Origin of the sequence: Haloarcula sp. R1-2, from assembly GCF_011627385.1 — an archaeon.
Classification (GTDB): Archaea; Halobacteriota; Halobacteria; order Halobacteriales; family Haloarculaceae; genus Haloarcula; species Haloarcula marismortui.
Genome location: NZ_JAANTG010000002.1, coordinates 615,674 through 640,747, shown reverse-complemented (window position 1 = coordinate 640,747; position 25,074 = coordinate 615,674). Strand labels below are relative to the sequence as shown.

Here is a 25,074-nt window from a genome sequence, read left to right as displayed (position 1 = left end):
CGAACGGCTGTCACTCGTCTGACGCCAGACGTTAGACACGATTACTGCTCGCAGACATTACAGTGTTATCGAGTCCGTGTTCGCGCTTTTGACAACGAAATTGCCAGTGTCCGCTTCGAGTTTGACGGACCGGCCGTGGTCGCCACCCAGGTCTTCGCCGACAACGGGAACGCCGTGTTCGTCCAGCGTCTCGCGCACCTTCTTGGCGTTGCGCGAACCGATAGAGGATCCGTTCTCGGAGAAGTCGAGCATATCGCTCCCGCCAGCGATTTTGGCCTCCATGGCCTCCGTCGACGCCCCGGCATCCGCCATGGCCTCGATGAGTGCTTCGATGCCCGTGTCCGCGAACTTCGCATGGTTTCCGCCGTCGATATCAGCCGCCGACGGAAGCATGACGTGGACGAGTCCGGCCACCGTGTTACGGGTATCATATATTGCGATCCCGATACAGGAGCCCAGTCCACTTGTGGTTAGCATGGCCGGCTCTGTGGTCACCTTGTACTCCGCGATGCCGACTTTGATGCGCTCGGGCGTACTTTGTTCGGGACTCTCTGTTTGGCTACCATCGTATACTTTCATTATTTGAATATCTGTTCGACGTCCGCGCCCGTCTCGGTCGCCCGCTCAACATCGAGGTCGTTGAGGGCGGCGCGCAACTCTTTCTCGTTGGGGAGAGCGTGAATCTCAGCCTGAAACTCGATGTCGTCGGTCTGCATCTGGGAGTCGATGATAAACGCATGCTCCTGATACTGTCCGACCTGCGCCGCAAGCGGGTCCATAATCGCCCGGCCCATATCGTGGACGACTCGCGGCGGCGTGTGTTCGACTGACGTCTGAAGGACGTTCGCCCAGCCGTCGACGAACCCGCTCGTCATGATGTTCCCCAGCTCCTCGATGGCGGCCTTGTGCTGGTCGGTTAGCTCATCACTGTCTATTTCGATGGGCATCATCGCCTCCGCAACGTTGATTGCTGAGACCTCGTCGAACAGCACCATGAGGTAGCCACTGGGCGTCCCGGTGAACTCGACGACCGTCCCGACGAACGTGTCCGTGCCGATCTGCTTTGGCACGTCCTCAATGGGAGCGAAACTGATCTGTGTCACCTCCGATTCAGTCGGGATACCGGTCATCATTTCGACGTTGTCAGCGGCTTTTTGAGTGCCTCTGGTCGTCATCTCGTTGAACGTCTGGAGCTTGTCGATGGGGATCGCATCGCCGTCCGTGTCGACGTGCTCTACCATCATCTCCGTGAGTGATTCGTACTCAGGGAGCATGTAGATGTAGAAATTCACCGATTCGTCGATCCATTCGATCTCCGATTTGAACACGAACACCTGCTGGTGGTCGCCGCTCTCGGGCGCATCAGGGAGCACGTCGCTACCGGACTCCTCAATATACTCCGGCGGCGAGTGGTCGATGGTCGCACCGACGTAGTCGGCCCAGCCGTCGATGAACCCGCTCATCATGATGTTGCCGATCTCCTCGATACCGCTTCTGGCCATCGCCTCGTCGTCGCTGCTACCGGGCATCATCTCCTCGGTGATCGTCCCGGCGCTGTCAACGTCGAAGGCAAGCACAGTATCGCCCTCTAGAACGCCATCGAAAGAGAACTCAACTCCGACGAAGTCCCGGCCAGCCAGTTCCTCGCCGACATCAGCCCTGTCGAGCAGCGTGATCTTGGTGACGTCGACGACGGCATCGATGCCCGTCATCTGGCCCATCGACTGCGTGGCCTGTTCAGCCCCCTCATGAGCGAGTTGGTTGAACGTGCCGAGCGACTGAATATCGACGTTCATCTATGAGGGAACGACGTCCTCGATAGCCTCCATCACGCTGGGTTTCTGGAACGGCTTGGTGATGTACCCGTCGGCCCCCGCTTTCACGGCCTCCTTCATCTTCTCTTCCTGACCAACGCTTGTACACATGATGACGTTCGCATCGGGATTGGAAGATTTGATTTCGTCCGTGGCCTCGATACCATCCCGGATGGGCATCACAATGTCCATCATCACCAGGTCTGGCCCTTCTTCTTTGAACACTTCGACAGCTTCGACTCCGTTCTCGACCTCCCCAACAATCTCGTGGTCTTCTTCGAGAATCTCGCGGAGGAGGTTACGCATAAACTCTGAATCGTCGGCGATCAGTACGTCTGGCATGCCTATCAAGCCTACATATCGTGATGAGTTAGATAAAGGTGTCCCGTAAATTATCGCGTGTGATATCGGTGGGCCCGAAACCGGGCAACTGCGTTCCGATTCTGACCGCGATGACAGGTACAACGCCTTCGTGTGCTGGTGCCTGCTTTAGAACTTCGCACCGTCTCGTGCTTCGATAGCCTCAACGAGGTCTGCGATACTGTCGTCCGGCGAGAGACCGGTCGACTGGACCATCCGCTTGAAGCTCTCTGGCGGGTGTTTGACTGGGACGTTGGACTCCGAGAGCAGAATGCCGAGCACGTTCTCGACCGATGTCGACCCGTCCATCTGCCGGCCGTACCAGAGCATGAAACTCTCGAACGCGGTGATGATATCGTTGGACACAACCTGTTGCTGGTCAACGTTCCCGTCAAACTTCGCGGTCACATCGAACCCATACCGGCTGTTTGATTTCGCCATTTGCTCGGCGAGCCACTCGTGAACGTTCGCGTCGGTAAACTCAGGAGCGTCGGGCTCGGGAGCTGGGTCCGGGTCAGGGGTGGAGTCAGACGAAACCTGATTGCCGTAGGAATCGTTGGTTCGAACATCAGAGGAGACGACATACCGTCCTTCGTCGATCTCTGTGACGTGCTCGTCATCCGCGATGTCTAATTCTTCCGGAGAGAGGATCTTACCGTCCTCTGGATTCGGTTCGTCTGACCCCGAGGCCATGCAGATACATGAGAGATGGGATGATATAATTCCGTCGCTGCTCAGGGGTAGCCGACACGGTTTTGACTGGTCGTGGATACGTTCACAGTGTGAGCGAACCGAACCGGCGAGAGGAGCGAGCGACCGTTAAACGGCGGGCACAGAGCTCTCTCGGGTCGATTATCCTCCTGATTGCGGCGCTCCTGATCGCCGCAGCCACGGCTGGCGTACTGTTCGAAGTAGTCGGTGGGTTTCAGTCCGACGCGGCCACGGCCAGCGACAAAAGCGCCGACCGGGTCATTGCGCGGACCGAAGTCGTCGGGAGCACTGGCCACGTTAACACGACTGGACAGAGCATCGAAGCGGTGACGCTCGTGGTGAAGCGAGCGGAAGGGGGCGGGAACATGGACCTTAGCGATGTTGTCGTTGGGACGACAATCGGGAGCGGGGCCGACGCGCCGGTGGGTTCCGCTGCTGAGGTTACGGTTACCCCACTCAGAGATGACGACGACTCACTCTCGCGGGACATCCTGAACGACGACGGCGACCGGGCAGCCTTGCGTATCGACCTCGCGGCACTGACAGGGGTCGAGCTCCAGCCGAGCGAAAGCGGCACGATACGGTTGCTGTCACCTGACGGCGCGACGACAACGGTCAGAGTCTCGGTCCCATCGTCGCTCAACGGGAAGACAACGGTCCCGCTCTGACGGCCGGCAGTAGCAGCCGACCACCCGAACAGTGTGAGCCGGCTCACGGATATCGATGCGGAGAGGGGTGCTGACCCGAGTTCTTGACGCCCGACTTCGACCAGTAGACAGCCATGTCGCCGTTGACGAACGTACCGACGCACAGAAACAGACCGCACAGCGACAGAAACAGTGTGAAACACTGACCCGTGTATGAGTTCGATCCGTCCAACCGAAGCACGTCGCAAATGTATCGGGCTCTCGGCGTGGGCTTCTTGTCACTGTCTGGATGTTTGGACGGGAATGTGAAACTGACACGACGTAACAGAATCGAGGTCGTACCTGCAAAGAGGTGCTTGCAGTAAAGCTTCGCTTACATGATAGAACCGACCACAGAGCATAGTCGACGCCCCACGAGATGGCTGTCGCTGGTCGCGGGTGGAAAACAGAGAGAAAAGTTCTGCAAGCGAAAGAACGGCTCGCGTTAGACCTGCACTGCGGTTTCGCCCGATAGCGTGTTGGGCACGCTGATACGGATTTCGGTGGTCGCGCCGGACTCCGTCGTCACTTCCAGCGTCATCGTCTCACCGGTCGCGAGCGTGCCGGGGTCAACGATGATGCGGAAGCGGTCGGCATCGGTCATCACCGGCAGGGACTCATCCTCGTCCTGAACGGCCTGGACACCGAACGTCTCACCCTGTGAGGCACTGCTGCCGCCATAGGTGAGGGTGTTCGTCCCGCTGGGGCCGATCGTGGTGATGGTCGTCTGTTCGAGGTTGATCTGGTCCGCACCAGAGCCTTTGATCGCGATGATGCTAACCTCGGAGACACCGCCGCCACCAGACTCAAACTCCTGATTGAGGAGCAGCTGAGGCGTGCTGATTGAGGACCCACTAGCGATGTCGTTGCTTTGAAGACCAGTAATGGTGTCAGAGGTGGTTGCATCGATAGTAGACCCACTAGCCTCCTCAAGCGTAACTGAGCTTCCCGAAACTGAAATGGAGTCGGACGTCGCGTCGAATGTCACGCTCGCACCGCTACGCTGGTTACTGACCGTAACATCGGTTTCAGATTCGATACTGAAGGTGAGGTCGTCACCAGACTGGACGCTGATGCTACCGGCGTTGCTCGGACTGAGCGTCGCTGACGAACCACCGACGGACGTTACAGAGACGGTTTCTCCGTCGTTGACGTTGACTGCCTCGGAGTCGGTATTGAATTCACTGAGCACGAGGTGTTGCTCGGTGGTTTCTTGCGTTTCGATTGAGATGTCCGCGCTGGTAGCAGCGTCTTCAACTAGTTCTTTCGTCTGAAGCGTGTTACTTCCCGTCGGACCGTCGTACGTTCGCTGAAGTTTGAATCCGTCGGCGGCGGTGTGACTGTCCGATTGTTTGAGCGTGAGATCGTCGCTTGTAGACATAGTGAACGACGCTCCGGTGCCGGTATTGGTCACTTTGATCGACGCGGAACCTGTTCGCTCAAATCGGAGGGTGTCACCATCGTCCACGTCAACCTGGGTAGCCGATCCGGAGGAACTGGTCAACGCGAACTCTCCCCCCGAATCGCCGTCGGTGGTCTTCACAATTGTAACCGTGGACGCGTTGTCGATAGTAAGGAGAGTGCCAGACGCATCAGTACTGTCGAAGACTATCGAATCGGTTGGGCCACTGCCGGCGACTGACCCAATCTTCGACGCTACTTGAATCTGGTTGGTCACTTGGTCGCTACTTTCTTGGCCGGTCTGTTCAGCTGAACTCTGCAGGAAGCCAGCAGTGTTGATCAGGACGCCTGCCGCAATCGCGGCGACAAGCACCATCGCGATGAACACGATGAGGGTCCCGATCCCCACTTGGCCTCGGTCTTCTGGATTTGTAATGCGTTCGAACATGTGTAGTCCGGGTCGCTCTGACCCTACCGGAACGAGTACGTACCACCTAATAACATCATCCCTCAAAATTTTATTCCTGATAACGATGGTTTCAGCCGGTTTAAACGGTACTTCTCAATAGTATTCAGCGTCGATTTGAACCGATTTCACGGTCGTATAGCGATCGTCGGAAAATCCGGAATCAGTATTGAAAATTAATTTTGCAAGCTGAAAGCGGCCGGTCGGCCGGTCGGGTCACACGCAGGGACAGTCATTCGTACGTGATGAGACTGTACATCACAAACAGGTAGCCAAAGGTCGTCAACCCACTGTTGACCAGCAACAACGAGCGGACACCCTCGAAGTCATTGATGAACGCGCTAATCATGGTCGCGGCTGCGCCCGCAATTGCGAGCGAAAACCCCACCGAGAGGTGAAGCATCGCCTGCCGGGATGTCTGGACGTACGCCCGCATGGCCATCCCAACCATTGTCAGTCCGGCGACGACGAACACCAACGTCGATATGGCATAGAGAAGTTCTATCATCAGCACTGTACAGTGCTACAGCGAACCCGTTATTAAATCCATGCTCGAAAATATCTTTCGTGATAACGGCGGTTAGAGCCGCTTTATCGCTCGGACAGGGTCCGCCACGCTTCGTCGAGTTTGTTGGTCACTTCCGACCGCTCTTCGATGTGGACAGTCAGTTCATCGTCGAAGTCGACCCGGACTTCATCCACGTTCCGCCGGTACACTTTGATACGTCGGCGGTCGTCGGAGAGAATATTGTCGTGGAGTTCCAGCAGGTCATGTTCGGTCAGTTCGTCGATCCGTCGGTAACACGTCGCGATGGGGATTCCGAGTTCGTCGCTGAGTTCCTGTGCGGAGACCGGTTCGTCCGTCGCGTCAAGGATTTCGGCACTGTATTTATTGCCAAGCGTCTGAAGAATCTCCCCTGAATCCATCGTTATCAAATCATAAATTCAGTCAATAATAAAGGTATCGCCTGTGATATCGAGTGAAAGGAAGACAAACACGCACTGCGGGGCGTCCGTGCGAAAACGGCGGTCTGTGTCTCTGTATCCGTCGTTCTACGGAGTAATAATGGCTCTATCGTATCGTTAAATTGGTGATTCTTCCTCGCTCATCATCGAGAAGGCGCTGGCGTTCTGGTGGACATCGATGCCGCCGTGGTCAATCTCCATCGGATAGATGTCCGTCTCGATGTTCTGTTTTCGCATCTTGGCGACCCAGACGTATCTGTTCACGCCGGTATCAGTCGGCGTCTGGATAAGGTAGATGTTGCCGTCAGTTAGATAGTTCTCCAGTCCGATCTCGGTGTCCGGGAAGACGGCCCCCTGTTCGTTGGTCATCAGCGTCGTGAGCCCGCTGTCGCTGAGGATGTCAGTGAACTTCAGGAGATACGTCCGCTTCTCCCTCTCGTTTTCGAAGAACAGTTCGAACATGGCAAGCGAGTCAAGCACCAGTCGGTCGTAGTCACCGTCTTCGAGTTCCTCCAGAAGAATATCCAGCGAGGACGTAAAGTCATTCTCGCGCAGGAGCACCTGCTTGTCGTACACCTTGATGTTCCCGTTGTCGACGTGGTCCTGCCAGTTGTCGAAGCCGAGAGATTCGGCGGCTTCCCGGAGGTCCGACTCGTCTTCCTCGAAGGAGAGGTAGATGCCCTTCTCGTCGTACTTTTCGACGCCGTTGTAGATGTACTGGAGACAGAGGATCGATTTCCCGGCACCAGGGTTGCCGCTCACCAGTGTCGTCGAGTTCTTCACAATGCCGCCGTTCAGAATGTCGTCGAGGCCCTCGATCCCCGTTTTGGTTTGCTCAATCATAGTTTCGGAAGGAACTGGAAGTTGATTAGATACTTCTCTGTCGGGAATGTTAAAAAGTCTTGCTGGTGTGTCGCTAAACAAACTGGAATCAGTCACCAGCGTGGACGATGGCGGGGTCCACCCAGATAACAAAACTGTCATCTCGCTTGATGACGCCCCGGATTGAGCCGGCGTCGTTCGCGGGGGACCGGTCGACCTGTTCAGGAGTGATCTGGACTACCTGATACACTTCGTCGACGAGCCAGCCAGCTGCACCCTGTTCCTCGACGATATCCGGGTCGAAGACGATAATTCGCTTCTCCGCACCCTCGTCTCCAATGCCGAAGACGACTTTAGGGTCAACAATCGATGTCGTGCGCCCGCGAAGGTCCATGACGCCGCGGACGTGCGGCGGGGCGTTCGGAACGGACGTGAGTTCGCCGATATCGACGATCTCAGTCACGTAGTCGATACTCACGCAGTACGTTTCCGAGCCGAGCTGGAACTCGAGTACTTGGCCGGTGGTGGCTGACTGTGCTGCCATTGCAGTTCTTATCCAAACTGTCGCGGATAGTGGCGCATAAAGGTGCCTGCTGGGCTATCAACTTTGATTACGTGGGCGGAGTATTTATTTCGGGGCCGGACGGGATTTGGAAGTAGGTATGAGGATGTCTCGTTCGCCGATGTCTCCTGTCCGACGGGAGCGTTGGTGATATGGCAGATGGTGTCCGCGCCGTGGTCGCAGACGACTCTCACTTCATGCGGAGTGTCATCTCTGATATCCTCAGTGATGGCGGTATTGATGTCGTTGCGCAGGCGCGTGACGGCGAGGAGGCAGTATCGGCCGTTATCGAACATCGACCTGATGTCGTGACGATGGATGTCGAGATGCCAGTAATGAACGGCATTGAGGCAACCGAGCGCATCATGGCTGAGTCTCCAACGCCGGTGTTGATGCTGTCAGCCCACACCGACGAGAACGCCGACGTGACGTTCGAGGCGCTCGATAAGGGTGCGGTCGACTTCTTCACCAAGCCCGGTGGTGAGGTGTCGATGGAGATGTCACGCCTGAAAGACCAGCTGGTCGAGATGGTCAGTTCTGTCGCGGCAGTCGATGTCGGCGCGACGGGCAGCCGCAGCGGGACAGGCAGCGACAGCGGTACGGCACCGACAACCGCCGGCGGTTCGGCCACTGACCGGAGAGGGACCGGAGGCTCGTCGGGCCAGACGACCTACGTCGCGAACCCGACGCTCGTCATCGGCTCTTCGACCGGCGGCCCGAAGATGGTGGAACAGGTAATGGAGAACCTCCCCATCGAGGCCGACCTGCGGGTGCTCATCATCCAGCACATGCCGGAAGGGTTCACCGGCCGGTTCGCCGAGCGGATCAACACGCGAAGCGATTACGAGGTTCAGGAGGCCACCGACGGGGCACGCATCGGCGGCGGCGAGGGACTTGTCGCCGCCGGTGACCGGCACATGGAGGTCAAAAACTACCGGAACGGCCGACTGCGGACGAAGTTGACACAGGACGAACCGGTCAACAGCGTCCGTCCGGCCGTCGACGTGACGATGCGGACGGCCGCAGAGACCATCGACGACCCACTCGTCGGGCTCATCCTCACCGGGATGGGCGAAGACGGCGCGGACGGGATTCGGCGCATCAAGCAGGCCGGTGGCAAGACCATCGCACAGGACGAGGCCACGTCCGCGGTGTACGGCATGCCAAAACGCGCCGCCGAGACGGGCTGTGTGGACACTGTCTTGCCTATCGACGACATTGCGGACGGCGTTATCGACACGATTACCACTGAGGTGACCTGACAATGGACGACCAGTATTTAGACGCATTCATCCGTGAAAGTGAAGAAGCGATTACCGAACTCAATAACTCACTGCTCGAACTCGAGTCTGACCCCTCCAACACGGAGGCGATGGACTCGATCTTCCGGACAGCCCACACGCTGAAGGGTAACTTCGGAGCGATGGGCTTTGACAACGCAGCAAACCTCGCGCACGCGATGGAGGACCTGCTCGACGAGATGCGCCAGGGCGAGATGGAGGTCACACCGGACCTGATGGACCTCGTCTTCGCCGGCGTCGACCAGATAGAAGTTATCGTCGGGGAGATCGAGGAGCACGGCGAATCGGGGACGGAGACCGACGAGATGGTCGAAGAGCTCCGGGCCGTCCTCGAAGAGGGGGCCGCCGCCGCGGGTGACACCGAAACGACAGACGACGGCTCGTCGGACAGCGACGAGTCGCTCACCACGGATGCGGGCGTCAGCGATGCCGACATCGACGGCGATGCCGTCGACGAGCGGGTCCTGCAGGCCGAAATCAGTGTCGGAGAGTCGGATATGCTCGGCGTTGACTCGATGCTGGCCGTCGAGTCCATCGAGGGGCGGTTCGACATTCTCGATTCGAGTCCGAGCCGTGCCGATATCGAGGACGGCGAGTTCGAGGACACGTTCGTCCTGTACCTCGACGGCCCCGACGCGGCGACTGTCGACGCCGAACTGGGAACGACTGGGAAGGTCGACAGCTTCGACGTAACAGACGTGACCGACGAACTGGTCAGCGACACAGGCACCGACTCCGATGCTGCCGACGATAGCGGGGCGGGCTCGGATTCGGGTTCGGACCCCGACCCAGGGGCCGAAGAAGAACACAGCGTCGACGAAATCAAGTCCGTCCGCGTCGACGTGGACCAGCTCGATGACCTTCACGGGCTCGTCGAGCAACTGGTCACGAGCCGAATCAAGCTCCGGCGTGGCGTCGAGAAAGACGACCTCGACTCCACCGGCGAGACGCTGAACGAACTGGACAAGATCACGGCGAATCTCCAGAACACAGTGATGGATATGCGGCTCATCCCGTTGAAGAAAGTCGTCGGGAAGTTCCCGCGGCTCGTCCGGGACCTCGCACGCGAACTCGACAAGGACATCGAGTTTGAAATCGAGGGCGAGGACATCGAACTCGACCGAACCATCCTCACCGAGATTTCGGACCCGCTGATGCACATCCTGCGGAATTCAGTCGACCACGGCATCGAGTCGCCCGAAGAGCGCGAACAGGCGGGCAAGTCACGCACCGGCCACATCACGCTCCGGGCCTCCCGCGAGCGCGACCACGTTATCATCGAAGTCGAAGACGACGGGGCCGGGCTTGACGTGGATGGCATCAGAGAGAAGGCCATCGAGAAAGGCGTCCGCTCGCCAGAGGAACTGGACGCGATGGACGACTCCGCGGTGTATGACCTCGTGTTCCATCCCGGCTTCTCGACGGCCGACGAAGTGACCGACACCAGCGGGCGCGGCGTCGGAATGGACGTCGTCCACGACACGGTCTCCCAGCTCGACGGGTCGGTCAGCGTCGACTCCGAACCGGGTGAGGGAACGACTGTCTCACTGCGCCTCCCGGTGACGATGGCTATCGTCAAGGTGCTGTTCGTCAAGGTCGGCGGCGAGGAGTACGGCGTCCCAATCAAGAACGTCGACGAGATTACCGGGACGGAAGAGGCAAAGCAGGTCAACGGTCAGGAAGTCATCAAGCACAACGACGAGATCTACCCGGTCATCCACCTCGACGACACCTTCGACATCGAGGGCGAGACAGCCAACGGCGACGGGATGCTCGTCCGCATCCGCGAGTCTGAGCGCCAAGTCGCACTCCACTGTGACTCGGTCAACAGCCAGGAAGAGGTCGTCGTCAAGCCCCTGGAGGGTATCCTCTCGGGAACACCCGGCCTCTCGGGCACGGCCGTCCTCGGCGACGGGAACATCGTCCACATCCTCGACGTGGTGACGCTATGAACAAAGGCAGCGAGCGGACTTTCAACGACCTTGTAGAGTTCATCGGCGAAGAGATGGACTTCGAGTCGGGCTTTTACAACGACTCGTATCTCGACCGCCGCATCACCGCGCGGATGCGTCGGACCGACACCGAGGACTACCAGACCTACCAGCGACTGCTGGAACGCGACAACGGCGAGCGTGAGGAACTGCTCGATTCGCTGTCGATCAACGTCACCAGCTTCTTCCGGAATCCGGAGGCGTGGGAGCGACTCCGGCCGGTCCTCCGAGAACTCACGGAGAACAACCGTCGCGTCAGGCTCTGGTCGGCCCCGAGTGCCGACGGCCGCGAGCCGTATTCGGCGGCGATGCTGGCACTCGACGACCCCGAGATCGACGCCCGTCGGGTCGAGATCACGGCGACAGACATCAATGCCGACATCCTCGAAGAGGCCCGCAAGGGAACCTACGCGACCTCCCAGACGACCGACATCGCCGATGAACTGGAACCGCTGGACGATTACACGAAATACATCGAGCAGGACGGCGACACGTTTCAGGTTCGGGACCAGGTCAAAGAGATGGTCACGTTCGAGCAACACGACCTCATCCGAGGCGACCCCAAGCGCGATTTCGATCTGGTGTTCTGCCGGAACCTCCTCATCTACATCGACTCGGAGTTCAAGGTCCCCATCTTCGAGACGATCCGCGGGTCACTCCGTGAGGGCGGCTATCTCATGATCGGCATGACTGAGACGCTGCCCGCGGAGTGCCGGGATTCCTTCGAAGCGGTCGACAAACGACACCGCATCTACCGGCGTGTGTAGCGACCAATGAGCCTCTACGAACTGGAACGGGACGGCAATGCACAGGAACTCATCCGCCTCCTCAGGGAGAGCGACAACGAGCGGGTCAAGACTCGTGCCGCGGAGCTACTGGGGAACTTCGAGGACCACGACGACCGGCGCGACGTGGTCAACGCGCTCGTGAACGCGGCACAGAGCGATAGCGACGCGATCACCGGGGCGGCTATCGACTCGCTTGACGAACTCGGTGACGACGCGATCACACAGCTCATCGGGAGTATGGCCGGCGTCGACCTCGAAGACGACGCCGCCGACTGGGTGAAGGCGAAGGCGTATATGCAGGTGCTCGACGCCGACGTGCCCGAACTCAGGATGGCGGCCGCGAACGGCCTCGGAAACTTAGACCAGGCCGACGCGGTCCCGAAGCTCGCAGAGCGCTTCGAGGACCCGGACCCGCGAGTGCGGGCACGAGCGGCCCGGTCAGCCGGGAAGATCGGCGACTCGCGGGCAACGACGCCGCTGGAGTCCGTCCTGTCGGACCCAAAAGCTGGCGTCAGGCGCGAGGCGGCGGATGCGCTGGGGAATATCGGGAACCGACAGGCGCTTCAGGCGCTGTTGCCGCTGTACGAGGACGACGACGAGCGAGTCCGGCGCATCGCCGTCGGGGCGTTCGGGAACTTCGGCAACGACCGGCCGGTCGATTATCTCATCGAAGCCCTCTCGGACGACTCCGCCGCCGTCCGCCGGACGGCCGTCTACTCGCTCATCGAACTTCTATCGAACGTCCCGACTGACCAGAGCCACGAGATACGGGACACCGTCGTCGAGAAGCTCTCGAACACGGACGACCGGAGCGTCGTCGTGCCGCTGGTCGAAATTCTCGAAGAGAGCACGCAGGCCGCCCAGCGGCGCAACACCGCCTGGATGCTCGGCCGGGTCACCAGCCAAGAAGAGCGTGACCGCGTCATCGAATCGCTGGTCGACGCGCTCGGCGACGACGACCAGATGCTCCGGCAGTTCGCCGCCACCAGTCTCGCTGAACTCGGTGACGACGACAACATGGTGGAGCGACGACTGCTCAAAATCGTGCAAGACGACGGCGTCGACCCCGATATCCGCGGACAGGCTATCTTCACCCTCGGGAAGGTCGGCAGCGAGCGGTCCCGAAAGACGCTGGATAAACTCATCGACGAGACCGAACACGACGTGGTCAGGAAGAAGGCCTTCTCGGCCATCTCGAAGCTCGGTGGCCGCGGATGAGTCAGCCGAGTGGATTAAGACGTGGCGGGGCGTACACGAGAGCGATAGCTGGCTAACCGATGAGCGACGGAGAACACGCACTGGTCGATACGAAGGGGAAGTTCGTTCAGGTCGTCTCGGACGGGCGGAAGCGAAACGACATCGAGTGGCTACCCGGTCGGATTTTGCTCTCGAACAAGCGGCTCGTCCTTGCGACCAACGACGGCAAGCGGACCATCCCGCTGTCGAAGGTCAGCAGCGTCACGGCCAGCCAGATGAACCAGCCACTCGCACAGGTGGACAGCTACATCAAGGTGCAGGCCGGCCGGAACGTGACGCTCATCTCGGCAAAGAAAGCCGATGAGTTTCAGGAGAAACTGTACAGCACGCTACTCGACCAGACTGTCGTCCTCGTCAACCACCCCGCAGTCAAGGGTGGCGTTGTTCAGGACGGCGGCTGGGAGAAGGGGCGGCTCAAGCTCGACGGCGACTGCATCAATCTGGCCATCGCCAGCGGCACGTTCGTCGAACTGGACATCGACGACGTGGGGACCGTCGAGGCCAAGGAGAAGACGATCCGCGGCGACGAGCGACCACTGCTAGAGGTCGAACACACCATCGAGGGCACCAGCGTCGAAACCCACATCACGGGGACGCCCCGACACGTCTCGCTCATCGAGGGGCTCGTCCGGCAGGGCGAGCAGCGCAATATCGCCGACGACGTGGAGCTCTCCGATAAGGAGACACAGGTGCTGATGGCGCTGTACTCCGGCATCTCACCGTTCAAGATCCCGGAGTTCGTCGATATGGAGATCGAGGAAGTTGAGGACGTGTACGACCGGTTGATGGAGTCCGATATCCTCGAACCGGTCCGGACACGCCGGGAGGTCCAACTGGAGGCTCGCGGCCGCTCGATCGCAAGCGACGCAATGGCTGACCAGTAGCGGCGATGACACCCTGAATGAGCGTGGTTTTGGAAACAGTGTACCACAAGACGGACATACGTTCGGTTTGTCATAGATTGTCATGGACGGGCCCGACAGCCACCGGATATCGGTACTGCATGTCGACGACGAACCGGGGCTCGCGGAGACAACAGCCGAATTTCTCCGACAGCAGAGCGACGGTTTCAGCGTCGAGACGGCGACCAGTACCAGCAAGGGGCTCAAGCGTCTTACCGAAGCGCCGTTTGACTGTATCGTCTCGGACTACGACATGGCAGACATGGACGGAATCGAATTTCTCAGGGCCGTCCGGGCGGAGTATCCGGACCTGCCGTTCGTTCTGTTCACTGGGAAGGGAAGCGAGGAAGTCGCCAGTGAAGCGGTTTCGGCGGGTGTAAGCGACTACCTCCAGAAGCGGGGCGGGACCGAGCGGTACACGCTGCTCGCGAACCGTATCACGAACCTCGTCACACAACACCGTGCGGAAGAGCGCCTCAAGACACGGGTCCAGCAGCAAGAAGCCGTCGCTGACCTCGGCCAGTACGCGCTGACAGGATGTGGCCTCGATGCGTTGTTCGAACGGGCTGTCGAGTCCGTAGCAGCAGGCCTCAATACGGAGTACAGCAAGGTGCTTGAGTACCGGCCGGCCGACAACAAGTTCCTGTTGCGTGCTGGTGTCGGCTGGCAGTCGGGGCTGGTCGGCGAGGCAGCAGTCGGGGCCGGCGAGGAATCACAGGCCGGATACACGCTCCAAACCGAAGAGCCGGTCGTCGTTGAAGACCTCCGGACGGAATCGCGGTTCAGTGGTCCGTCGCTGTTACTGGACCACGGTGTCGTGAGTGGTATCAGCGTCATCATCGGAACAACCACCGAGCCGTGGGGCGTGCTCGGGGCGCATACGAGTGAGCAGCGCCCCTTTACCGAGGACGACATCACGTTTGTCAGAGGCGTCGCAAACACCCTCACAAATGCCATCGAGCGGGAACAGCTCGAAGGAACCCTCCGGCAGGCAGAGCAACGGTACAAGACCCTGCTGGAGAACTTCCCTGGCGGCGGCGTATTCCTGTTTGATGACGACTTTCGATACCTTATCGCTCGCGGTGAGGGGCTCAGCGCGTTCGGTCTCACGCCGGCCGACGTGGAAGGGAAGACCCTCGCAGAAGTGTTTCCGCCTGCGGTTGTCGAGAGACAGAAGCCGAAGTACCGCGCCGCACTTGACGGTGAAACACAGGTCTGGACACAGGAGTACGAGGGCAAGCAGTACCGGCTGTCAACGCTGCCAGTGACGGGTAGCAGCGACAAACAGCTCGGCATGGTTGTCTCAATGGATATCACCGGCCTGTCCGCGAGCGTGTGACGGTCGGTCCGACTCCAGTGAGCGGGACGGTTCGACGCGTTTTTGAATCGCGGTTGATTGAGAACAGGTATGGCAGAATTCACGGTCGCTGTCTCCGACCCGGAGGACGGCCACACCTACCAGATCGACGTTGACGGACAGGACGCAAACCGCTTCATCGGCCGCGAGCTCGGCGACGAGGTCGACGGCGGCGCTGTTGGCCTCGATGGCTACTCGCTTGAACTGACCGGCGGCTCGGACACTTCGGGTCGACCGATGCGACCTGACGTTCGCGGCGTCACGACGAAAGAAATCATGTCCGACGGCGGCGTCGGCTTCGAGCCGACCACCGACGGCGAGCGCAAGCGGATCACCGTCCGTGGCCGCGAGGTCAGCGACGACACGCGCCAGATCAACGCAAAAATTACGGCCCGCGGCAGCGACGATGTGGCCGACCTCCTCGGCGACGACGACGAGTAAGTCACGTGTCGGACCGCGTTCCCAGTGACCACGAAACCGTCGAGACGCATCGCGTTCCCGTCGAGTCGGTCGGTCGAACCGACCGACCACGGGTCGTGCTCCCGGAAAAACTGGCTTTCGACGACGGTGACACCATCCGCCTCGCACTTGACGGCGACCGGTACCACGCCGTCGTCGAGACGAATCTTAACGGCGAGCCGGTACTCTCACACGTTGCCGACAACCGCCGACTGGCCCGCGAACGGGACGGGACAAATCGCCTCGCAGAGTGGGTCGCCGATAGCGATGTCTCACTTGGCGGCTCAGCGCATCTCGACGTGGTCACTGACGGAACGGAGTACGGCCTCCGAACGCCGGGCAAGCGCGTCGTCTATACCGCGACCGACGGACCGGACTCCTCGCTGTCAGATATCGCTCGAAATCTCGACAACTGACGCCGTTGACCGCTGTTCTCCTGAGTAGATCCGATTTTTGCTGTTGATACTCGCGCGAAACGCTCAATATCAGTGCTGCTGTACTTCGGGTAACGGACGAATGTCGGAATCAGTGATCGCGGATTTCGTCGGTAAATTCAACTCCGAAGTGGCCGGTCGGGGCGACCCTATCAGAGGTCGGGTCGTCCTCTCCCAGAAGCGGCTGGTACTGGCCGCAAGCGAGGACGACAAGCTGACGATTCCACTGGATTCGATTTTCGACATCGCCGTCGGGCAGGTCCCGCCCGATCTGGGCGATTTCTTCGACTCGACAGTGACGATTGCCTTCGAGCACAGGGGAAAGCGACTCGTCGCAGCTATCGAAGCCGGCGACGAGAAAATAGAGAAGTTCGGGACGGTACTGTTCAAGGCCATCATCAATGGGACCGAGACAACGGTCAAAGAGCGCGCCCGTGTCGGTGGTCGCGTCACGGAGGAGTCGTTCAAGACCGCGAAGCTGTTTCTCACGCCCGGTAACGTCGAGTTCCGACGCAGCGACGGGTCGTTCAACGTCGACCTGAAGACAGTGTCGGACTTCGACCGGAACACGCGGGAGATTAACGGGAAGGGCCGGCCAGTGCTGACAGTCCGGCACATGAAAGACGGGACGGCCATGACGACGCTGGCTGCGATGGCATCGAACCGCAAGATGTCCATCCTCGGGCGCTATCTCCGCCGTGAGTACGCCGAGCTCATGGAGGAGATCGAAGACGTCGACCTCACGAAGGACAAAAAGGAGGTGCTGGTCGCAATGTACTCGACCGGCGACATGGACGGAATGCCGCTTGCGAGCATTCTCGGGAAGGACTCCTCGCAGGTGTCGATGATTCTCCAGGATCTCGCCGCTGACGGGCTCGTACAGGACGGCTCCGACGGGCCGACGCTCACGCCGACTGGGAAGGTCGTCGCCAGCCGTCACCTGGAAGATGTGAACGCCTGACAGGCGACTGCCTCCGTCGTCTTAGTCCTCGGCTCCGACAATCGTGCTGATTCTGGCGTTTTCCTTGAGCTTCAGCCCCGCGCCGCCGACCGACAGTGGCACGCGCGGGAGTGCGTCGACGTGCAGCGTCGGGTGAGTCGCCCCACGTTCGAGCAGTGCCGTCCGCGCCTGGAGCGTCACCGTCGCCTCGCCGGTCAGCGACTCGTTGTACTCGACGAGGTACTGGCCGCCTCGCAGCGTCCACCACTCGTAATCGTCGTCCGGGTTCCGCTTTTCGCTTGCGTGAGGCACCACTTCAGCCGCATCAAGCTCACCGCCGCCGAAGTCGATTCGTCCCGGTTCGACGACTTCATACACCGCAGCGACGGTGAGGTCGAACCCCGGGCTGTCGGTCTGGGTCGGTTCGTGGACGATATCCGTGACGTACTCGCCGAAGTCTGTCATATGCGACTGTATTCGGCGAGTGTGCCTAAAAGTGAGGCTGAGACGGGATAGTGACTTGCAGGAGGAACGCGGCACTTTTGCCCGGCGAGTGACTCCCTCTCTGCATGACCAAACACACGGAGTTTCTGGCGGGCGAGCGGCCTGAAGACGTGCTCTTCTTCCTGCACGAGGACGCCGTCTCGAACCCGGGCGCACTGGCTGAGTACGCTGACGAAGTCGAGGACGGGCACATCCTCGTCCTGCCGGGCGACGACGGCCGGAGTGCGTTCCAGTCGGCGACGGGCATCGACCCGATGGGGCTGGCTCAAGAGGCGATGGGCACGGAGGGCGACATTCACGACGACCTGACCGACGCGGTCTGTCCGGTCGCCGAGGAAGAACCGGAGAGCAACCACACGACCCGGTTTGTCTTCGCCTTCGCCGAAGAACAGAACGAGGACGTGGGCGGCCTCTACGCTGAGGGCGACGTGGTCCACGCCTACGCGGTGTGTGCCTGCGGGGAACGGTACAGCGACAAGTGGGTCGTCGGGGGGTAACTTACAGCAGGAACGGTTCAGCCAGTCGGACGAGCAGTGCCTTCAGCAGGCCCGTGACGGGCCCGCCGTCGTGCGCATATGAAATCCCGACCTCGTCGCGGGTGATGCCGTGACGGAGGTGCTGGACGCCGTCAATCACGAACCAGCAGCCGAGGAGCGCTCCCGTGGCGACGACCCACGTCGGGCCGGCGGCCGCGACCGTGTACGCCACGAACCCGAACACGAGGAGGCCAAACACTACGTGGTCGGCGTAGTCGCCGACAGCGACCTGAGCGGCGTCGGCAGCGAGCCAGACACAGAAGGCCATCGCCGCCACGGCCGCGGCGTACCGTATCGAGCCGTCGAGGACCAACAGCGTCGCGCCGACAGCGACGGCACTACTGAGACGCTGTCGGACGGCTGTCTCGCGCCAGATTCGCGTGTGGAGGGACTCGGGCATCACCCAGAAGTGACGACTGAGGGGCAAATCAACGTTGCGTCGGGCGACGATACACCGCCCACTTCACTCGCGAGTCCACCTATCGGTCGGTATCGACACCTTCCTCTTCTTCCTCAGGCAACCGCCGGAAGGCGTCGACGATGGCCTGTTTCGCAACGGCCCCTTGCGTCGTCCAGTGGTGGGCGTAATCCATCATGTCGTCGTAGATGTCGGGCTTGCAGCCCGCGGCTTTCGGGTGGCCGCCGCCGTTGACCTGCTGGGCGACCTCGTGGGCGCGCTCGAAGCTGTCCGTCCCGCGAATGGAGGCAGAGCCGGCGGGTTTGACGATGACGGCGGCGTCCGCGCCCTGCTCGCGGAGGGCTTCGGCGACCTCGTTCTGCGAACAGCGGCCGTAGGTGACGCCAACTGTCCACTCACCCACGTCGCGGAGTTCGGCCCGGTCGACGGCTTTCTCGATGAGTGCCTCCTTCTCGACGCGCTTCTCGTCAAGGAACTCATGGAACTCCGGGGAGAGGTCGGGGCCGTGGTCCCGAACTGCCTCGATGTACTCCTCTGGCTCGCTCCAGTACGAGAAGTCTGCGAGGTCGTCGCTTCGGGGGTCGTCACGGATCCAGAGGTCGTGGTCGCGGGTGACGGCGGCGAGGTCGGCCCATTGCTCGTCGAAGTCGTAGTCGAGTTCCGACAGCGCCACGTCGGCGGTACATACCTCCTCAGAGTCGCCAACGGTGCGTTCGACGCCGGCCGCGTCCACGTCGGCGGCGAGGTCGTCGGGCCACTGGTGGTGGTCGAACCAGACGACCCGCTCGGCGGTGTCGACCAGTGAATCGAGCGGGGCGATGTCGGACTCGCGGTCGGGACAGAGGTCACAGATGAAGACGGTCGCGCCGGAGTCGGCGTACTCAGCGGTCCATTCGAGTGCCTCCGTGAGTTCATGCGGGCCGGCGGGCAGCAGCGCGCCTTCGCCGTAGGCCTCGCGAATCAGCGCGGTACAGGCCAGTCCGTCAGCGTCGGGGTCGGCGATAACAATGACGCCGGCGTCCTGCAGCGTCTCGGCGGCTTCGGCTTCGGCTTGCTCTTCTTCGTAGGAATCCGGAATAAAGAACCCCTCACCGGGGAGTACAGATTTGCGGCCGATAGAGAGGCGGTCGTCGTCGATGAGCCAATCGTCCATGCCACAGCAAGCGGGTGGGGCGTCAAGAAGCCGTCGGGTTCGACTGTGACAGGGTGCTGCCACGGCGGTGTATCAGCGCATCGGTCACGTCGTCTCGATGCCGCGAACTTCGAACCGCGCGCCGCCGTGCTCGCCGTCAGCGACGGTAACTGTCCATCCGTGGGCCTCGGCGATTTGCCTGACGATACGAAGCCCGAATCCGGTCCCGTCCGCGGCAGTCGAGTAGCCACCCTTGAAAACGTCGTCACGCTCCTCTGGCGGGATTCCGGGGCCAGTGTCCTCGACGTAGAACCCGTCCTCAAGCGCACCGACGGTCACGGTCAGGTCGCTCGCGTCCCCTTCGGCGGCGTCCAGCGACACCTCAGACTGTGGGAAGGCGTGTTCGACGGCGTTCCGAACGAGGTTTTCGAGTAGCTGTTCGAGCCGCCCCCGGTCCGCCACGACCGTCTGTTCCGACCGAACCACAAGTGTCGCGCCGTCCGTCGGAACGTTCTGCCAGCATCCGTCGACGACTGCTCCAAGGTCCAGCGACGCCGTCTCGGTGACCTCGTCCCCGCTGCTGGCGAGCGTCAGCAGGTCGTCGATGAGCCTGTTGCTCCGTTCGATGGCCGCGGCGACGTTGTCGAGGTGCTCGCTGTCGCATTCCGCCCGAGCCAGCTTTAGTCGTCCCTGCGCGACGTTGAGCGGATTCCGGAGGTCGTGGCTGACCACGCCAGCGAACTCCCGGAGACGTTCGTTCTGGCGTTCCAGCGTCCGCTGGCGCTCTCTGCGGGCTGTGACATCTTCCGACACCGCCAGCCCGGAGATGACCTCCCCATTGTCGTCCCGAACCGCGACCGTCTGGACCCGGTAGTGCTTGCCCCGATACTGCTGTTCGAAGCTGTGGGAATGACCGTCGAGCGCCTCGCGGTAGTAGTGCTCGAGTTCGTCGGCAATTGCCTCCGAAAACAGGTCGTGGGGTGTCGAGCCCTCGAAATCAGCCGGCGTGAGCCCGGCAGACGAAATTTCGCCGCCGCCGGCGACGGTGTACCGACAGTCGCGGTCGAAGAGGAACACGCCCATCTCGGGCAGGTTCTCGATAAGGGTCTCGTACTGTGCCTTGAGCCGTTCGAGCCGTCGCTCGCGTTTCGTCCGGTTAGTTACGTCCCGCACGAGTCCCTGCACGAACCGAACTGACCCGTCGTGTGTGACCGGGCTGGCGCTGACCTCAACATAGACTGACTCCCCGTCTACGTCGGTGAGGCGCAGTTCAAATTCGCGGACGGTCTCGCCAGCCGCGACCCTGGAGAATCCGTCAAACGCCGCTTCTAAGCGCTCTTCCGGAACGTAGCTCCGGAAGGGAGTGTCGACCAGTTCCTCGGGAGAGTAACCGAGAAGCGATTCGATGGCCGGGGAGACGAAGGTGAACACGCCATCGATGTCCAGCCGAAATATCGTGTCGGGACTCACCTCCGCGATCTCACGGAATCGACGCTCGCTCTCGCGCCGGCGCTGCTCAGACCGGTGGCGCTGGATAGCGTTGCCAAGCAGATTATCGACGTTCTGGACGAACGTCACGTCGTCGGCGGTGAACGTGAGTTGGTCGGTCGAGTGGGTGCCGATGACGCCCCACGGGTCGTCGGTCTCGCCGATGACGACGCTGATACCACTCACGACGCCGTGGTCCAGTAACAGCGGCGGGCCGCTAAAGCGGTCCTCAGTGCGCAGATCCTCGACGACGATCGGTCCCCCGGTCTGGAGCGTGTACCCGGCCTGTGACTCCGGGCCAGCCTCAACAGCCGCCGCTCCGACCAGTCCGTCCTGCCAGCCGACGCCGGCTCGCAACAAGAAGTCGGAGGTATCAGAGCGGTATTCGAGCACGTTCGTACACTCCGTGCCGAGGGCGTCCGACACGAGTTCGACCGCCTCCTCGAACAACGTCTGTAGCCCACAGCCGGAGAGGGCAGACTTCCCCAGCGCCGCCAGCGCCGACTGCTGTTCGATGCGTGACTCCAGCCCCGCCTCTGCGCGGTGCTGCGCGACGAGGTTCTGGATTCGGTTCGCGAGCAGGGTGTACCGCTCGGTGCCGTGCCCCTTCTGGAGGTAATCGCTGACACCCTTGGAGACTGCCTCACTGGCGACCTCCTCGCTCCCTTTTCCGGTGAACAGAACGAACGGCAGGTCCGGATACTCCGTCCGGACAGCCTCCAGAAAATCGATCCCGTTCGTTCTGGGCATATCATAGTCCGACACCACGCAGTCGAAGGCAGCCTCGGCGAGACGCGCGAGCCCCTCGCTCACGTTCGTCGCCGTCTCGACACTGAAGCCGTCGCCCACACGTTCCAGAAACGTGGCGGCTACCTCGGCGAACTCCGGGTCGTCGTCGACGTGGAGCACGCGGACTTGACGATGCATCTCAGCAGCTATACGCGGCAGATAAATATAACGTTACTGTCAAATACCCGGCCGCTCGGACGGTGTGGCCTATCCCGTGGCGCTTCGAGCAGCGCGTCAGACCTCGGTTCGCTCTGGGTTGGGCTCGCCTTCGAGCTGGCGGACCGTCAGCACCGGCATGGGAGCCTCCCGGACGAGTTCCTCGGCGACACTACCCAGCAGATAGCCGTGTTCGCCGTGGCGGCCACGGGTCCCGCTGACGATGACATCGGCGTCGTGTTCCATTGCGTACGTGCAGATTTCGTCGGCCGGGTCGCCCTCCCGAACAGCAGTAACGAGTTCCTCGTCTGCCTCGGCGTCGGCGGCCTCCAGAATGAACGAGAGGGCGCGGCCGCCAGTGGTCGCCAGCGCGCGCTCCAGCGCCTCGCGAACCTCTTCGGGAGTCGTCTCAACCTCGCCGGTGTCGACGACGTATAGCCCGTGGACAGTTGCGTCGAAGCGTGCTGCCAGGTCCAGCGCCGCCTCGACGGCCCGCTCTGCGCTGCCGGAGCCGTCCGTGGCGATGACCACCGTATCGAACATACACCACGCATCGAAGCCGCGACTAAATACACTGTTGGTCACGGCGAGGGACTCGCCGTATGACACGACGTTACCGGCTCGAACCCCGGTGGATTTTTGCCGACCGGGGTCACAGTGGCGAGTGATGGATATCGACCTTGTACTCGCGCCGGTCGACGGCAGCGACCAGTCGGAACGAGCGGCCGAGTACGCGATCGCCGTTGCGGAGCGGTATGACGCCGACCTCCACCTGCTGTTCGTCATCGACGAACGACTTCACCAGGATATCGATAGCGGCGACGTGAGCGCGACCGCGATCGCCGAGGAGCACCAGGCGTTCACCGAGAACATCCGAGACCGGTTCCGCGACGCACACGACGGCGTGTTCGAAACGTCGTCCGCGACCGCGTTCTCAGAGACACGACTCATGCAGACGCCGGGCAGCGTCGTCCTCGACGTGGCGGAGGACCTCGATTCGGATTTTATCGTCGTCCCACGCGAGGAAGGAAGCGAAGAGGCCGTCGGGCGCGCGGCGATCTACGTCATCGAATACGCTAGCCAGCCGGTCCTCACCGTTTAGATTCGGATCGCCATCTCTATTTCGAAGCTCTCGGCGCTACTGATCTCGAACCCGACCTTCTCGTACAGCGAGATCGCCGGGTCGTTCCACCGCTCGACGGTGAGCCAGACGTGGTCGATGCCTTTACTCTGTCCCTGACCCAGCAGCGTCTCGACCAGCGCTGTCCCGATACCAGCACCCTGGTAGGCCTGTAACACGAAGATAGCGAGTTCGTGCTCGTCCTCGTTGTCCGGGACCAGCGTCGCGTGGCCGGCGACAGTGTCGTCGTGTTTGGCAACGACGTTGACACAGTCGCCGTCGAGGATCGTGTCGAGCCACTCGCGGATAGCTTCCTCTTTGACCGGTGGGATGCCTTGCGCCCGGTCGGCGGGGTCGAAGTCGAGGTACATCTCGACGAGGCTCTCCGTATCGGCGTCGTCCGCAGGGATGACGTCGATGGAGCGGTCCTCGCGGTCGGTGATCGTCCGCGGTGGCTGTGGGAACTCTTCGGCGGGTTCGTCTGGGTAGGTGCGAGTCATCGGATGAGAGTCACCGGCGTCTGTGCGTTCAGCAGGACGAACTCGACAATGGGGCCGAGCTGTATCTTTCCGAGCGGCGAGCGGCCGCCACCGCCGAGGACGATTCTATCGAACCCTTCGCTCTCAGCGATGTTCACCAGCTCACTTCCCGGTGAGGTGCCTTCGACACGGCGAAGCGGGGGTTCGAGCCCGCTTTCGTCGATACGCTCCTGTATCCGTTGCTGGACCGCTTCGAGGTCGGCGTCGTTGTCTTCGTTGTCGAAGACAGCGACGGTCAGTTCGTCGCCTGTTTCCGCGACGCGGTCGAGTGTTTCGGTCAGTGCCTGGTAGGACAGTTCGCTGCCTCCGACACCGAGCAGTATTTTCATAGTCGGGCCATGCATGGGAGCGGTAAAAAAGCCACCCGGCTGAACTGTCGGGGAAAGACCATGACAGCGGGGCGGCGGCGATACCCTTTTTCACCGCGGGCACGCATGCTCGGCTATGACTGAGGGCGCACCGCCGGACGAGACGGATGTCGAGGCGGCAGACGACGGTTCGGCCGGCCACCAGCCGGACGACCCGGCGGCCGCGGATGACGGGGCCGACGAGGCCGACGCCACGGACAACGGCCCTGCGGCCACTGAACAGACAGCACCGGCCGAGCCAACCAGCGGGACAGCGGTTTCTGAAGCCAGTGACGTCCCGTCCGACGTACAGAAGTACGACCGCTTCAAGAAAATCGAGGGCGGGACCTACGACCGCGCGAACGATTTCCTCCGGGACCGGACGTACATCACCGCCCGCGAGTGGGCCATCGCCCGCCTCTGTGCTGACTTCCGGACCGAAACTGGCGTCGAGATGACGAAAATCGGGGAGAACCTCCCAGAACTCGTCCCGTTCATGACGGACACGTACACGCCACAGGCGGTCAATCAGGCCCGCGCTGCCTTCGAGGACAAAGTCCGGAAGGCCGGCGCGACGTTCCTCTATGGCGCGATGTGTGACTTCTTCACCGCTGAGGACCTCGATGACGTGATGTACGAGGCCACCGAGGTCGCAAAATTCCTCCTCGAAGTCGAGGGCGTCGATCTCGCCGTCGAGGACGAGATGGAGGCCGAAGACCGGATCTCCTCGGTGATGCGGGAGGTCCGCGAGCAGTCGGCGGCGCTGCGACACGACGAGGTGTGTTGTCCGGAGTGTGGCAATGAATTCCAAGTTGACGAGTAGCCACG

At 61.2% G+C, this 25,074-nt stretch carries 29 protein-coding genes and 1 pseudogene; 13 read left to right on the top strand and 17 right to left on the bottom strand.

What is annotated here, in order from left to right; translation table 11 throughout:
- Positions 1-57: 57 nt before the first annotated feature.
- From G9C82_RS11440 to G9C82_RS11425, 4 genes are all read right to left on the bottom strand, one after another.
- Positions 58-579, bottom strand: coding sequence for a chemotaxis protein CheD (locus G9C82_RS11440; protein ID WP_004958717.1), 522 nt, complete (start codon positions 577-579; stop codon positions 58-60).
- Positions 579-1,796 (bottom strand): chemotaxis protein CheC, encoded by a 1,218-nt coding sequence (locus G9C82_RS11435; protein ID WP_127014146.1) that lies wholly within the window; start codon positions 1,794-1,796, stop codon positions 579-581. The genes G9C82_RS11440 and G9C82_RS11435 overlap by 1 nt, the downstream gene beginning before the upstream one ends.
- Complete coding sequence (gene cheY, locus G9C82_RS11430) at positions 1,797-2,156, bottom strand: chemotaxis protein CheY (RefSeq protein ID WP_004515265.1); 360 nt, start codon at positions 2,154-2,156, stop codon at positions 1,797-1,799. It abuts the gene before it with no gap.
- A 147-nt stretch (positions 2,157-2,303) separates the two neighbouring features.
- Positions 2,304-2,867: a hypothetical protein gene (locus tag G9C82_RS11425; RefSeq protein ID WP_004958722.1), complete on the bottom strand. Its 564-nt coding sequence runs from the start codon at positions 2,865-2,867 to the stop codon at positions 2,304-2,306.
- Between the two features lie 89 nt (positions 2,868-2,956).
- Here G9C82_RS11425 and G9C82_RS11420 point away from each other — a divergent pair, with 89 nt between their 5' ends.
- Positions 2,957-3,553, top strand: a complete 597-nt coding sequence (locus G9C82_RS11420) for an archaellin/type IV pilin N-terminal domain-containing protein (RefSeq protein ID WP_049938970.1) — start codon at positions 2,957-2,959, stop codon at positions 3,551-3,553.
- A gap of 463 nt (positions 3,554-4,016) precedes the next feature.
- On the opposite strand, the gene G9C82_RS20910 is transcribed toward G9C82_RS11420, so the two are convergent.
- From G9C82_RS20910 to G9C82_RS11395, 6 genes and pseudogenes are all read right to left on the bottom strand, one after another.
- Positions 4,017-4,952 (bottom strand): hypothetical protein, encoded by a 936-nt coding sequence (locus tag G9C82_RS20910; RefSeq protein WP_394343582.1) that lies wholly within the window; start codon positions 4,950-4,952, stop codon positions 4,017-4,019.
- A gap of 66 nt (positions 4,953-5,018) precedes the next feature.
- Positions 5,019-5,420 (bottom strand): annotated as a pseudogene (locus G9C82_RS21085) (archaellin/type IV pilin N-terminal domain-containing protein); the annotation flags it as partial.
- A gap of 250 nt (positions 5,421-5,670) precedes the next feature.
- Positions 5,671-5,946 (bottom strand): hypothetical protein, encoded by a 276-nt coding sequence (locus G9C82_RS11410; RefSeq protein WP_004958731.1) that lies wholly within the window; start codon positions 5,944-5,946, stop codon positions 5,671-5,673.
- Between the two features lie 83 nt (positions 5,947-6,029).
- Complete coding sequence (locus G9C82_RS11405) at positions 6,030-6,365, bottom strand: helix-turn-helix domain-containing protein (RefSeq protein ID WP_004515272.1); 336 nt, start codon at positions 6,363-6,365, stop codon at positions 6,030-6,032.
- A 156-nt stretch (positions 6,366-6,521) separates the two neighbouring features.
- Positions 6,522-7,247, bottom strand: a complete 726-nt coding sequence (locus tag G9C82_RS11400) for an ATPase domain-containing protein (RefSeq protein ID WP_007189314.1) — start codon at positions 7,245-7,247, stop codon at positions 6,522-6,524.
- An 88-nt stretch (positions 7,248-7,335) separates the two neighbouring features.
- Positions 7,336-7,770 (bottom strand): chemotaxis protein CheW, encoded by a 435-nt coding sequence (locus G9C82_RS11395; protein ID WP_004958750.1) that lies wholly within the window; start codon positions 7,768-7,770, stop codon positions 7,336-7,338.
- Between the two features lie 170 nt (positions 7,771-7,940).
- On the opposite strand from G9C82_RS11395, the gene G9C82_RS11390 reads away from it, so the two are divergent.
- From G9C82_RS11390 to G9C82_RS11350, 9 genes are all read left to right on the top strand, one after another.
- Complete coding sequence (locus G9C82_RS11390; RefSeq protein WP_121302410.1) at positions 7,941-9,050, top strand: chemotaxis response regulator protein-glutamate methylesterase; 1,110 nt, start codon at positions 7,941-7,943, stop codon at positions 9,048-9,050.
- A gap of 2 nt (positions 9,051-9,052) precedes the next feature.
- The gene (cheA, locus tag G9C82_RS11385) at positions 9,053-11,041 is read left to right on the top strand and encodes a chemotaxis protein CheA (RefSeq protein WP_127014144.1); all 1,989 of its coding nucleotides are present in this window, start codon (positions 9,053-9,055) and stop codon (positions 11,039-11,041) included.
- Complete coding sequence (locus G9C82_RS11380; protein WP_004958756.1) at positions 11,038-11,847, top strand: protein-glutamate O-methyltransferase CheR; 810 nt, start codon at positions 11,038-11,040, stop codon at positions 11,845-11,847. Before cheA ends, G9C82_RS11380 begins: the two co-directional genes overlap by 4 nt.
- A gap of 6 nt (positions 11,848-11,853) precedes the next feature.
- A complete protein-coding gene (locus tag G9C82_RS11375) occupies positions 11,854-13,086 on the top strand; it encodes a HEAT repeat domain-containing protein (protein ID WP_127014143.1) in 1,233 nt (410 codons plus the stop codon).
- Between the two features lie 59 nt (positions 13,087-13,145).
- Positions 13,146-14,009 carry a CheF family chemotaxis protein gene (locus tag G9C82_RS11370; protein ID WP_127014142.1) on the top strand — a complete coding sequence of 288 codons (864 nt, stop codon included), beginning with the start codon at positions 13,146-13,148 and terminating at the stop codon, positions 14,007-14,009.
- An 82-nt stretch (positions 14,010-14,091) separates the two neighbouring features.
- Positions 14,092-15,366 (top strand): response regulator, encoded by a 1,275-nt coding sequence (locus G9C82_RS11365; protein ID WP_127014141.1) that lies wholly within the window; start codon positions 14,092-14,094, stop codon positions 15,364-15,366.
- 69 nt (positions 15,367-15,435) lie between these two features.
- A complete protein-coding gene (locus G9C82_RS11360) occupies positions 15,436-15,825 on the top strand; it encodes a 30S ribosomal protein S6e (RefSeq protein WP_007189320.1) in 390 nt (129 codons plus the stop codon).
- A 5-nt stretch (positions 15,826-15,830) separates the two neighbouring features.
- Positions 15,831-16,259 (top strand): hypothetical protein, encoded by a 429-nt coding sequence (locus G9C82_RS11355; protein ID WP_127014140.1) that lies wholly within the window; start codon positions 15,831-15,833, stop codon positions 16,257-16,259.
- 100 nt (positions 16,260-16,359) lie between these two features.
- Positions 16,360-17,238, top strand: coding sequence for a CheF family chemotaxis protein (locus tag G9C82_RS11350; RefSeq protein ID WP_011224086.1), 879 nt, complete (start codon positions 16,360-16,362; stop codon positions 17,236-17,238).
- A gap of 21 nt (positions 17,239-17,259) precedes the next feature.
- Here the strand turns inward: G9C82_RS11350 and G9C82_RS11345 are convergent, their stop codons facing one another.
- Positions 17,260-17,682 (bottom strand): dCTP deaminase, encoded by a 423-nt coding sequence (locus G9C82_RS11345; RefSeq protein WP_127014139.1) that lies wholly within the window; start codon positions 17,680-17,682, stop codon positions 17,260-17,262.
- Positions 17,683-17,786: 104 nt separating this feature from the next.
- Here G9C82_RS11345 and G9C82_RS11340 point away from each other — a divergent pair, with 104 nt between their 5' ends.
- Complete coding sequence (locus tag G9C82_RS11340; protein WP_127014138.1) at positions 17,787-18,218, top strand: DUF5807 family protein; 432 nt, start codon at positions 17,787-17,789, stop codon at positions 18,216-18,218.
- A gap of 1 nt (position 18,219) precedes the next feature.
- On the opposite strand, the gene G9C82_RS11335 is transcribed toward G9C82_RS11340, so the two are convergent.
- From G9C82_RS11335 to G9C82_RS11320, 4 genes are all read right to left on the bottom strand, one after another.
- Positions 18,220-18,657: a hypothetical protein gene (locus tag G9C82_RS11335; RefSeq protein ID WP_004958783.1), complete on the bottom strand. Its 438-nt coding sequence runs from the start codon at positions 18,655-18,657 to the stop codon at positions 18,220-18,222.
- Positions 18,658-18,736: 79 nt separating this feature from the next.
- Positions 18,737-19,828, bottom strand: a complete 1,092-nt coding sequence (locus G9C82_RS11330; protein WP_127014137.1) for a DHH family phosphoesterase — start codon at positions 19,826-19,828, stop codon at positions 18,737-18,739.
- An 84-nt stretch (positions 19,829-19,912) separates the two neighbouring features.
- Positions 19,913-22,222, bottom strand: a complete 2,310-nt coding sequence (locus tag G9C82_RS11325; RefSeq protein ID WP_164734761.1) for a PAS domain S-box protein — start codon at positions 22,220-22,222, stop codon at positions 19,913-19,915.
- 96 nt (positions 22,223-22,318) lie between these two features.
- Positions 22,319-22,783 (bottom strand): universal stress protein, encoded by a 465-nt coding sequence (locus G9C82_RS11320; protein ID WP_007189326.1) that lies wholly within the window; start codon positions 22,781-22,783, stop codon positions 22,319-22,321.
- 124 nt (positions 22,784-22,907) lie between these two features.
- Here G9C82_RS11320 and G9C82_RS11315 point away from each other — a divergent pair, with 124 nt between their 5' ends.
- Positions 22,908-23,342, top strand: coding sequence for a universal stress protein (locus tag G9C82_RS11315; protein ID WP_004958792.1), 435 nt, complete (start codon positions 22,908-22,910; stop codon positions 23,340-23,342).
- On the opposite strand, the gene G9C82_RS11310 is transcribed toward G9C82_RS11315, so the two are convergent.
- Together G9C82_RS11310 and G9C82_RS11305 are read right to left on the bottom strand one after the other, a co-directional pair.
- Positions 23,339-23,860, bottom strand: a complete 522-nt coding sequence (locus G9C82_RS11310; protein WP_004958795.1) for a GNAT family N-acetyltransferase — start codon at positions 23,858-23,860, stop codon at positions 23,339-23,341. The genes G9C82_RS11315 and G9C82_RS11310 overlap by 4 nt on opposite strands.
- Positions 23,857-24,228, bottom strand: a complete 372-nt coding sequence (locus G9C82_RS11305) for a universal stress protein (RefSeq protein WP_004958797.1) — start codon at positions 24,226-24,228, stop codon at positions 23,857-23,859. The genes G9C82_RS11310 and G9C82_RS11305 overlap by 4 nt, the downstream gene beginning before the upstream one ends.
- Before the next feature lie 115 nt (positions 24,229-24,343).
- On the opposite strand from G9C82_RS11305, the gene G9C82_RS11300 reads away from it, so the two are divergent.
- Positions 24,344-25,069: a DUF5806 family protein gene (locus tag G9C82_RS11300; RefSeq protein WP_004958800.1), complete on the top strand. Its 726-nt coding sequence runs from the start codon at positions 24,344-24,346 to the stop codon at positions 25,067-25,069.
- The last annotated feature ends 5 nt before the right edge of the window (positions 25,070-25,074 follow it).

Excerpts from the sequence above, each read along its gene's own strand:
- G9C82_RS11440 (WP_004958717.1), bottom strand. The coding sequence starts at position 579 with ATGAAAGTATACGATGGTAGCCAAACAGAGAGTCCCGAACAAAGTACG.
- G9C82_RS11435 (WP_127014146.1), bottom strand. The coding sequence starts at position 1,796 with ATGAACGTCGATATTCAGTCGCTCGGCACGTTCAACCAACTCGCTCAT.
- cheY (WP_004515265.1), bottom strand. The coding sequence starts at position 2,156 with ATGCCAGACGTACTGATCGCCGACGATTCAGAGTTTATGCGTAACCTC.
- G9C82_RS11425 (WP_004958722.1), bottom strand. The coding sequence starts at position 2,867 with ATGGCCTCGGGGTCAGACGAACCGAATCCAGAGGACGGTAAGATCCTC.
- G9C82_RS20910 (WP_394343582.1), bottom strand. The coding sequence starts at position 4,952 with ATGTCTACAAGCGACGATCTCACGCTCAAACAATCGGACAGTCACACC.
- G9C82_RS11410 (WP_004958731.1), bottom strand. The coding sequence starts at position 5,946 with ATGATAGAACTTCTCTATGCCATATCGACGTTGGTGTTCGTCGTCGCC.
- G9C82_RS11405 (WP_004515272.1), bottom strand. The coding sequence starts at position 6,365 with ATGGATTCAGGGGAGATTCTTCAGACGCTTGGCAATAAATACAGTGCC.
- G9C82_RS11400 (WP_007189314.1), bottom strand. The coding sequence starts at position 7,247 with ATGATTGAGCAAACCAAAACGGGGATCGAGGGCCTCGACGACATTCTG.
- G9C82_RS11395 (WP_004958750.1), bottom strand. The coding sequence starts at position 7,770 with ATGGCAGCACAGTCAGCCACCACCGGCCAAGTACTCGAGTTCCAGCTC.
- G9C82_RS11390 (WP_121302410.1), top strand. The coding sequence starts at position 7,941 with ATGGCAGATGGTGTCCGCGCCGTGGTCGCAGACGACTCTCACTTCATG.
- cheA (WP_127014144.1), top strand. The coding sequence starts at position 9,053 with ATGGACGACCAGTATTTAGACGCATTCATCCGTGAAAGTGAAGAAGCG.
- G9C82_RS11380 (WP_004958756.1), top strand. The coding sequence starts at position 11,038 with ATGAACAAAGGCAGCGAGCGGACTTTCAACGACCTTGTAGAGTTCATC.
- G9C82_RS11375 (WP_127014143.1), top strand. The coding sequence starts at position 11,854 with ATGAGCCTCTACGAACTGGAACGGGACGGCAATGCACAGGAACTCATC.
- G9C82_RS11370 (WP_127014142.1), top strand. The coding sequence starts at position 13,146 with ATGAGCGACGGAGAACACGCACTGGTCGATACGAAGGGGAAGTTCGTT.
- G9C82_RS11365 (WP_127014141.1), top strand. The coding sequence starts at position 14,092 with ATGGACGGGCCCGACAGCCACCGGATATCGGTACTGCATGTCGACGAC.
- G9C82_RS11360 (WP_007189320.1), top strand. The coding sequence starts at position 15,436 with ATGGCAGAATTCACGGTCGCTGTCTCCGACCCGGAGGACGGCCACACC.
- G9C82_RS11350 (WP_011224086.1), top strand. The coding sequence starts at position 16,360 with ATGTCGGAATCAGTGATCGCGGATTTCGTCGGTAAATTCAACTCCGAA.
- G9C82_RS11345 (WP_127014139.1), bottom strand. The coding sequence starts at position 17,682 with ATGACAGACTTCGGCGAGTACGTCACGGATATCGTCCACGAACCGACC.
- G9C82_RS11340 (WP_127014138.1), top strand. The coding sequence starts at position 17,787 with ATGACCAAACACACGGAGTTTCTGGCGGGCGAGCGGCCTGAAGACGTG.
- G9C82_RS11335 (WP_004958783.1), bottom strand. The coding sequence starts at position 18,657 with ATGCCCGAGTCCCTCCACACGCGAATCTGGCGCGAGACAGCCGTCCGA.
- G9C82_RS11330 (WP_127014137.1), bottom strand. The coding sequence starts at position 19,828 with ATGGACGATTGGCTCATCGACGACGACCGCCTCTCTATCGGCCGCAAA.
- G9C82_RS11325 (WP_164734761.1), bottom strand. The coding sequence starts at position 22,222 with ATGCATCGTCAAGTCCGCGTGCTCCACGTCGACGACGACCCGGAGTTC.
- G9C82_RS11320 (WP_007189326.1), bottom strand. The coding sequence starts at position 22,783 with ATGTTCGATACGGTGGTCATCGCCACGGACGGCTCCGGCAGCGCAGAG.
- G9C82_RS11315 (WP_004958792.1), top strand. The coding sequence starts at position 22,908 with ATGGATATCGACCTTGTACTCGCGCCGGTCGACGGCAGCGACCAGTCG.
- G9C82_RS11310 (WP_004958795.1), bottom strand. The coding sequence starts at position 23,860 with ATGACTCGCACCTACCCAGACGAACCCGCCGAAGAGTTCCCACAGCCA.
- G9C82_RS11305 (WP_004958797.1), bottom strand. The coding sequence starts at position 24,228 with ATGAAAATACTGCTCGGTGTCGGAGGCAGCGAACTGTCCTACCAGGCA.
- G9C82_RS11300 (WP_004958800.1), top strand. The coding sequence starts at position 24,344 with ATGACTGAGGGCGCACCGCCGGACGAGACGGATGTCGAGGCGGCAGAC.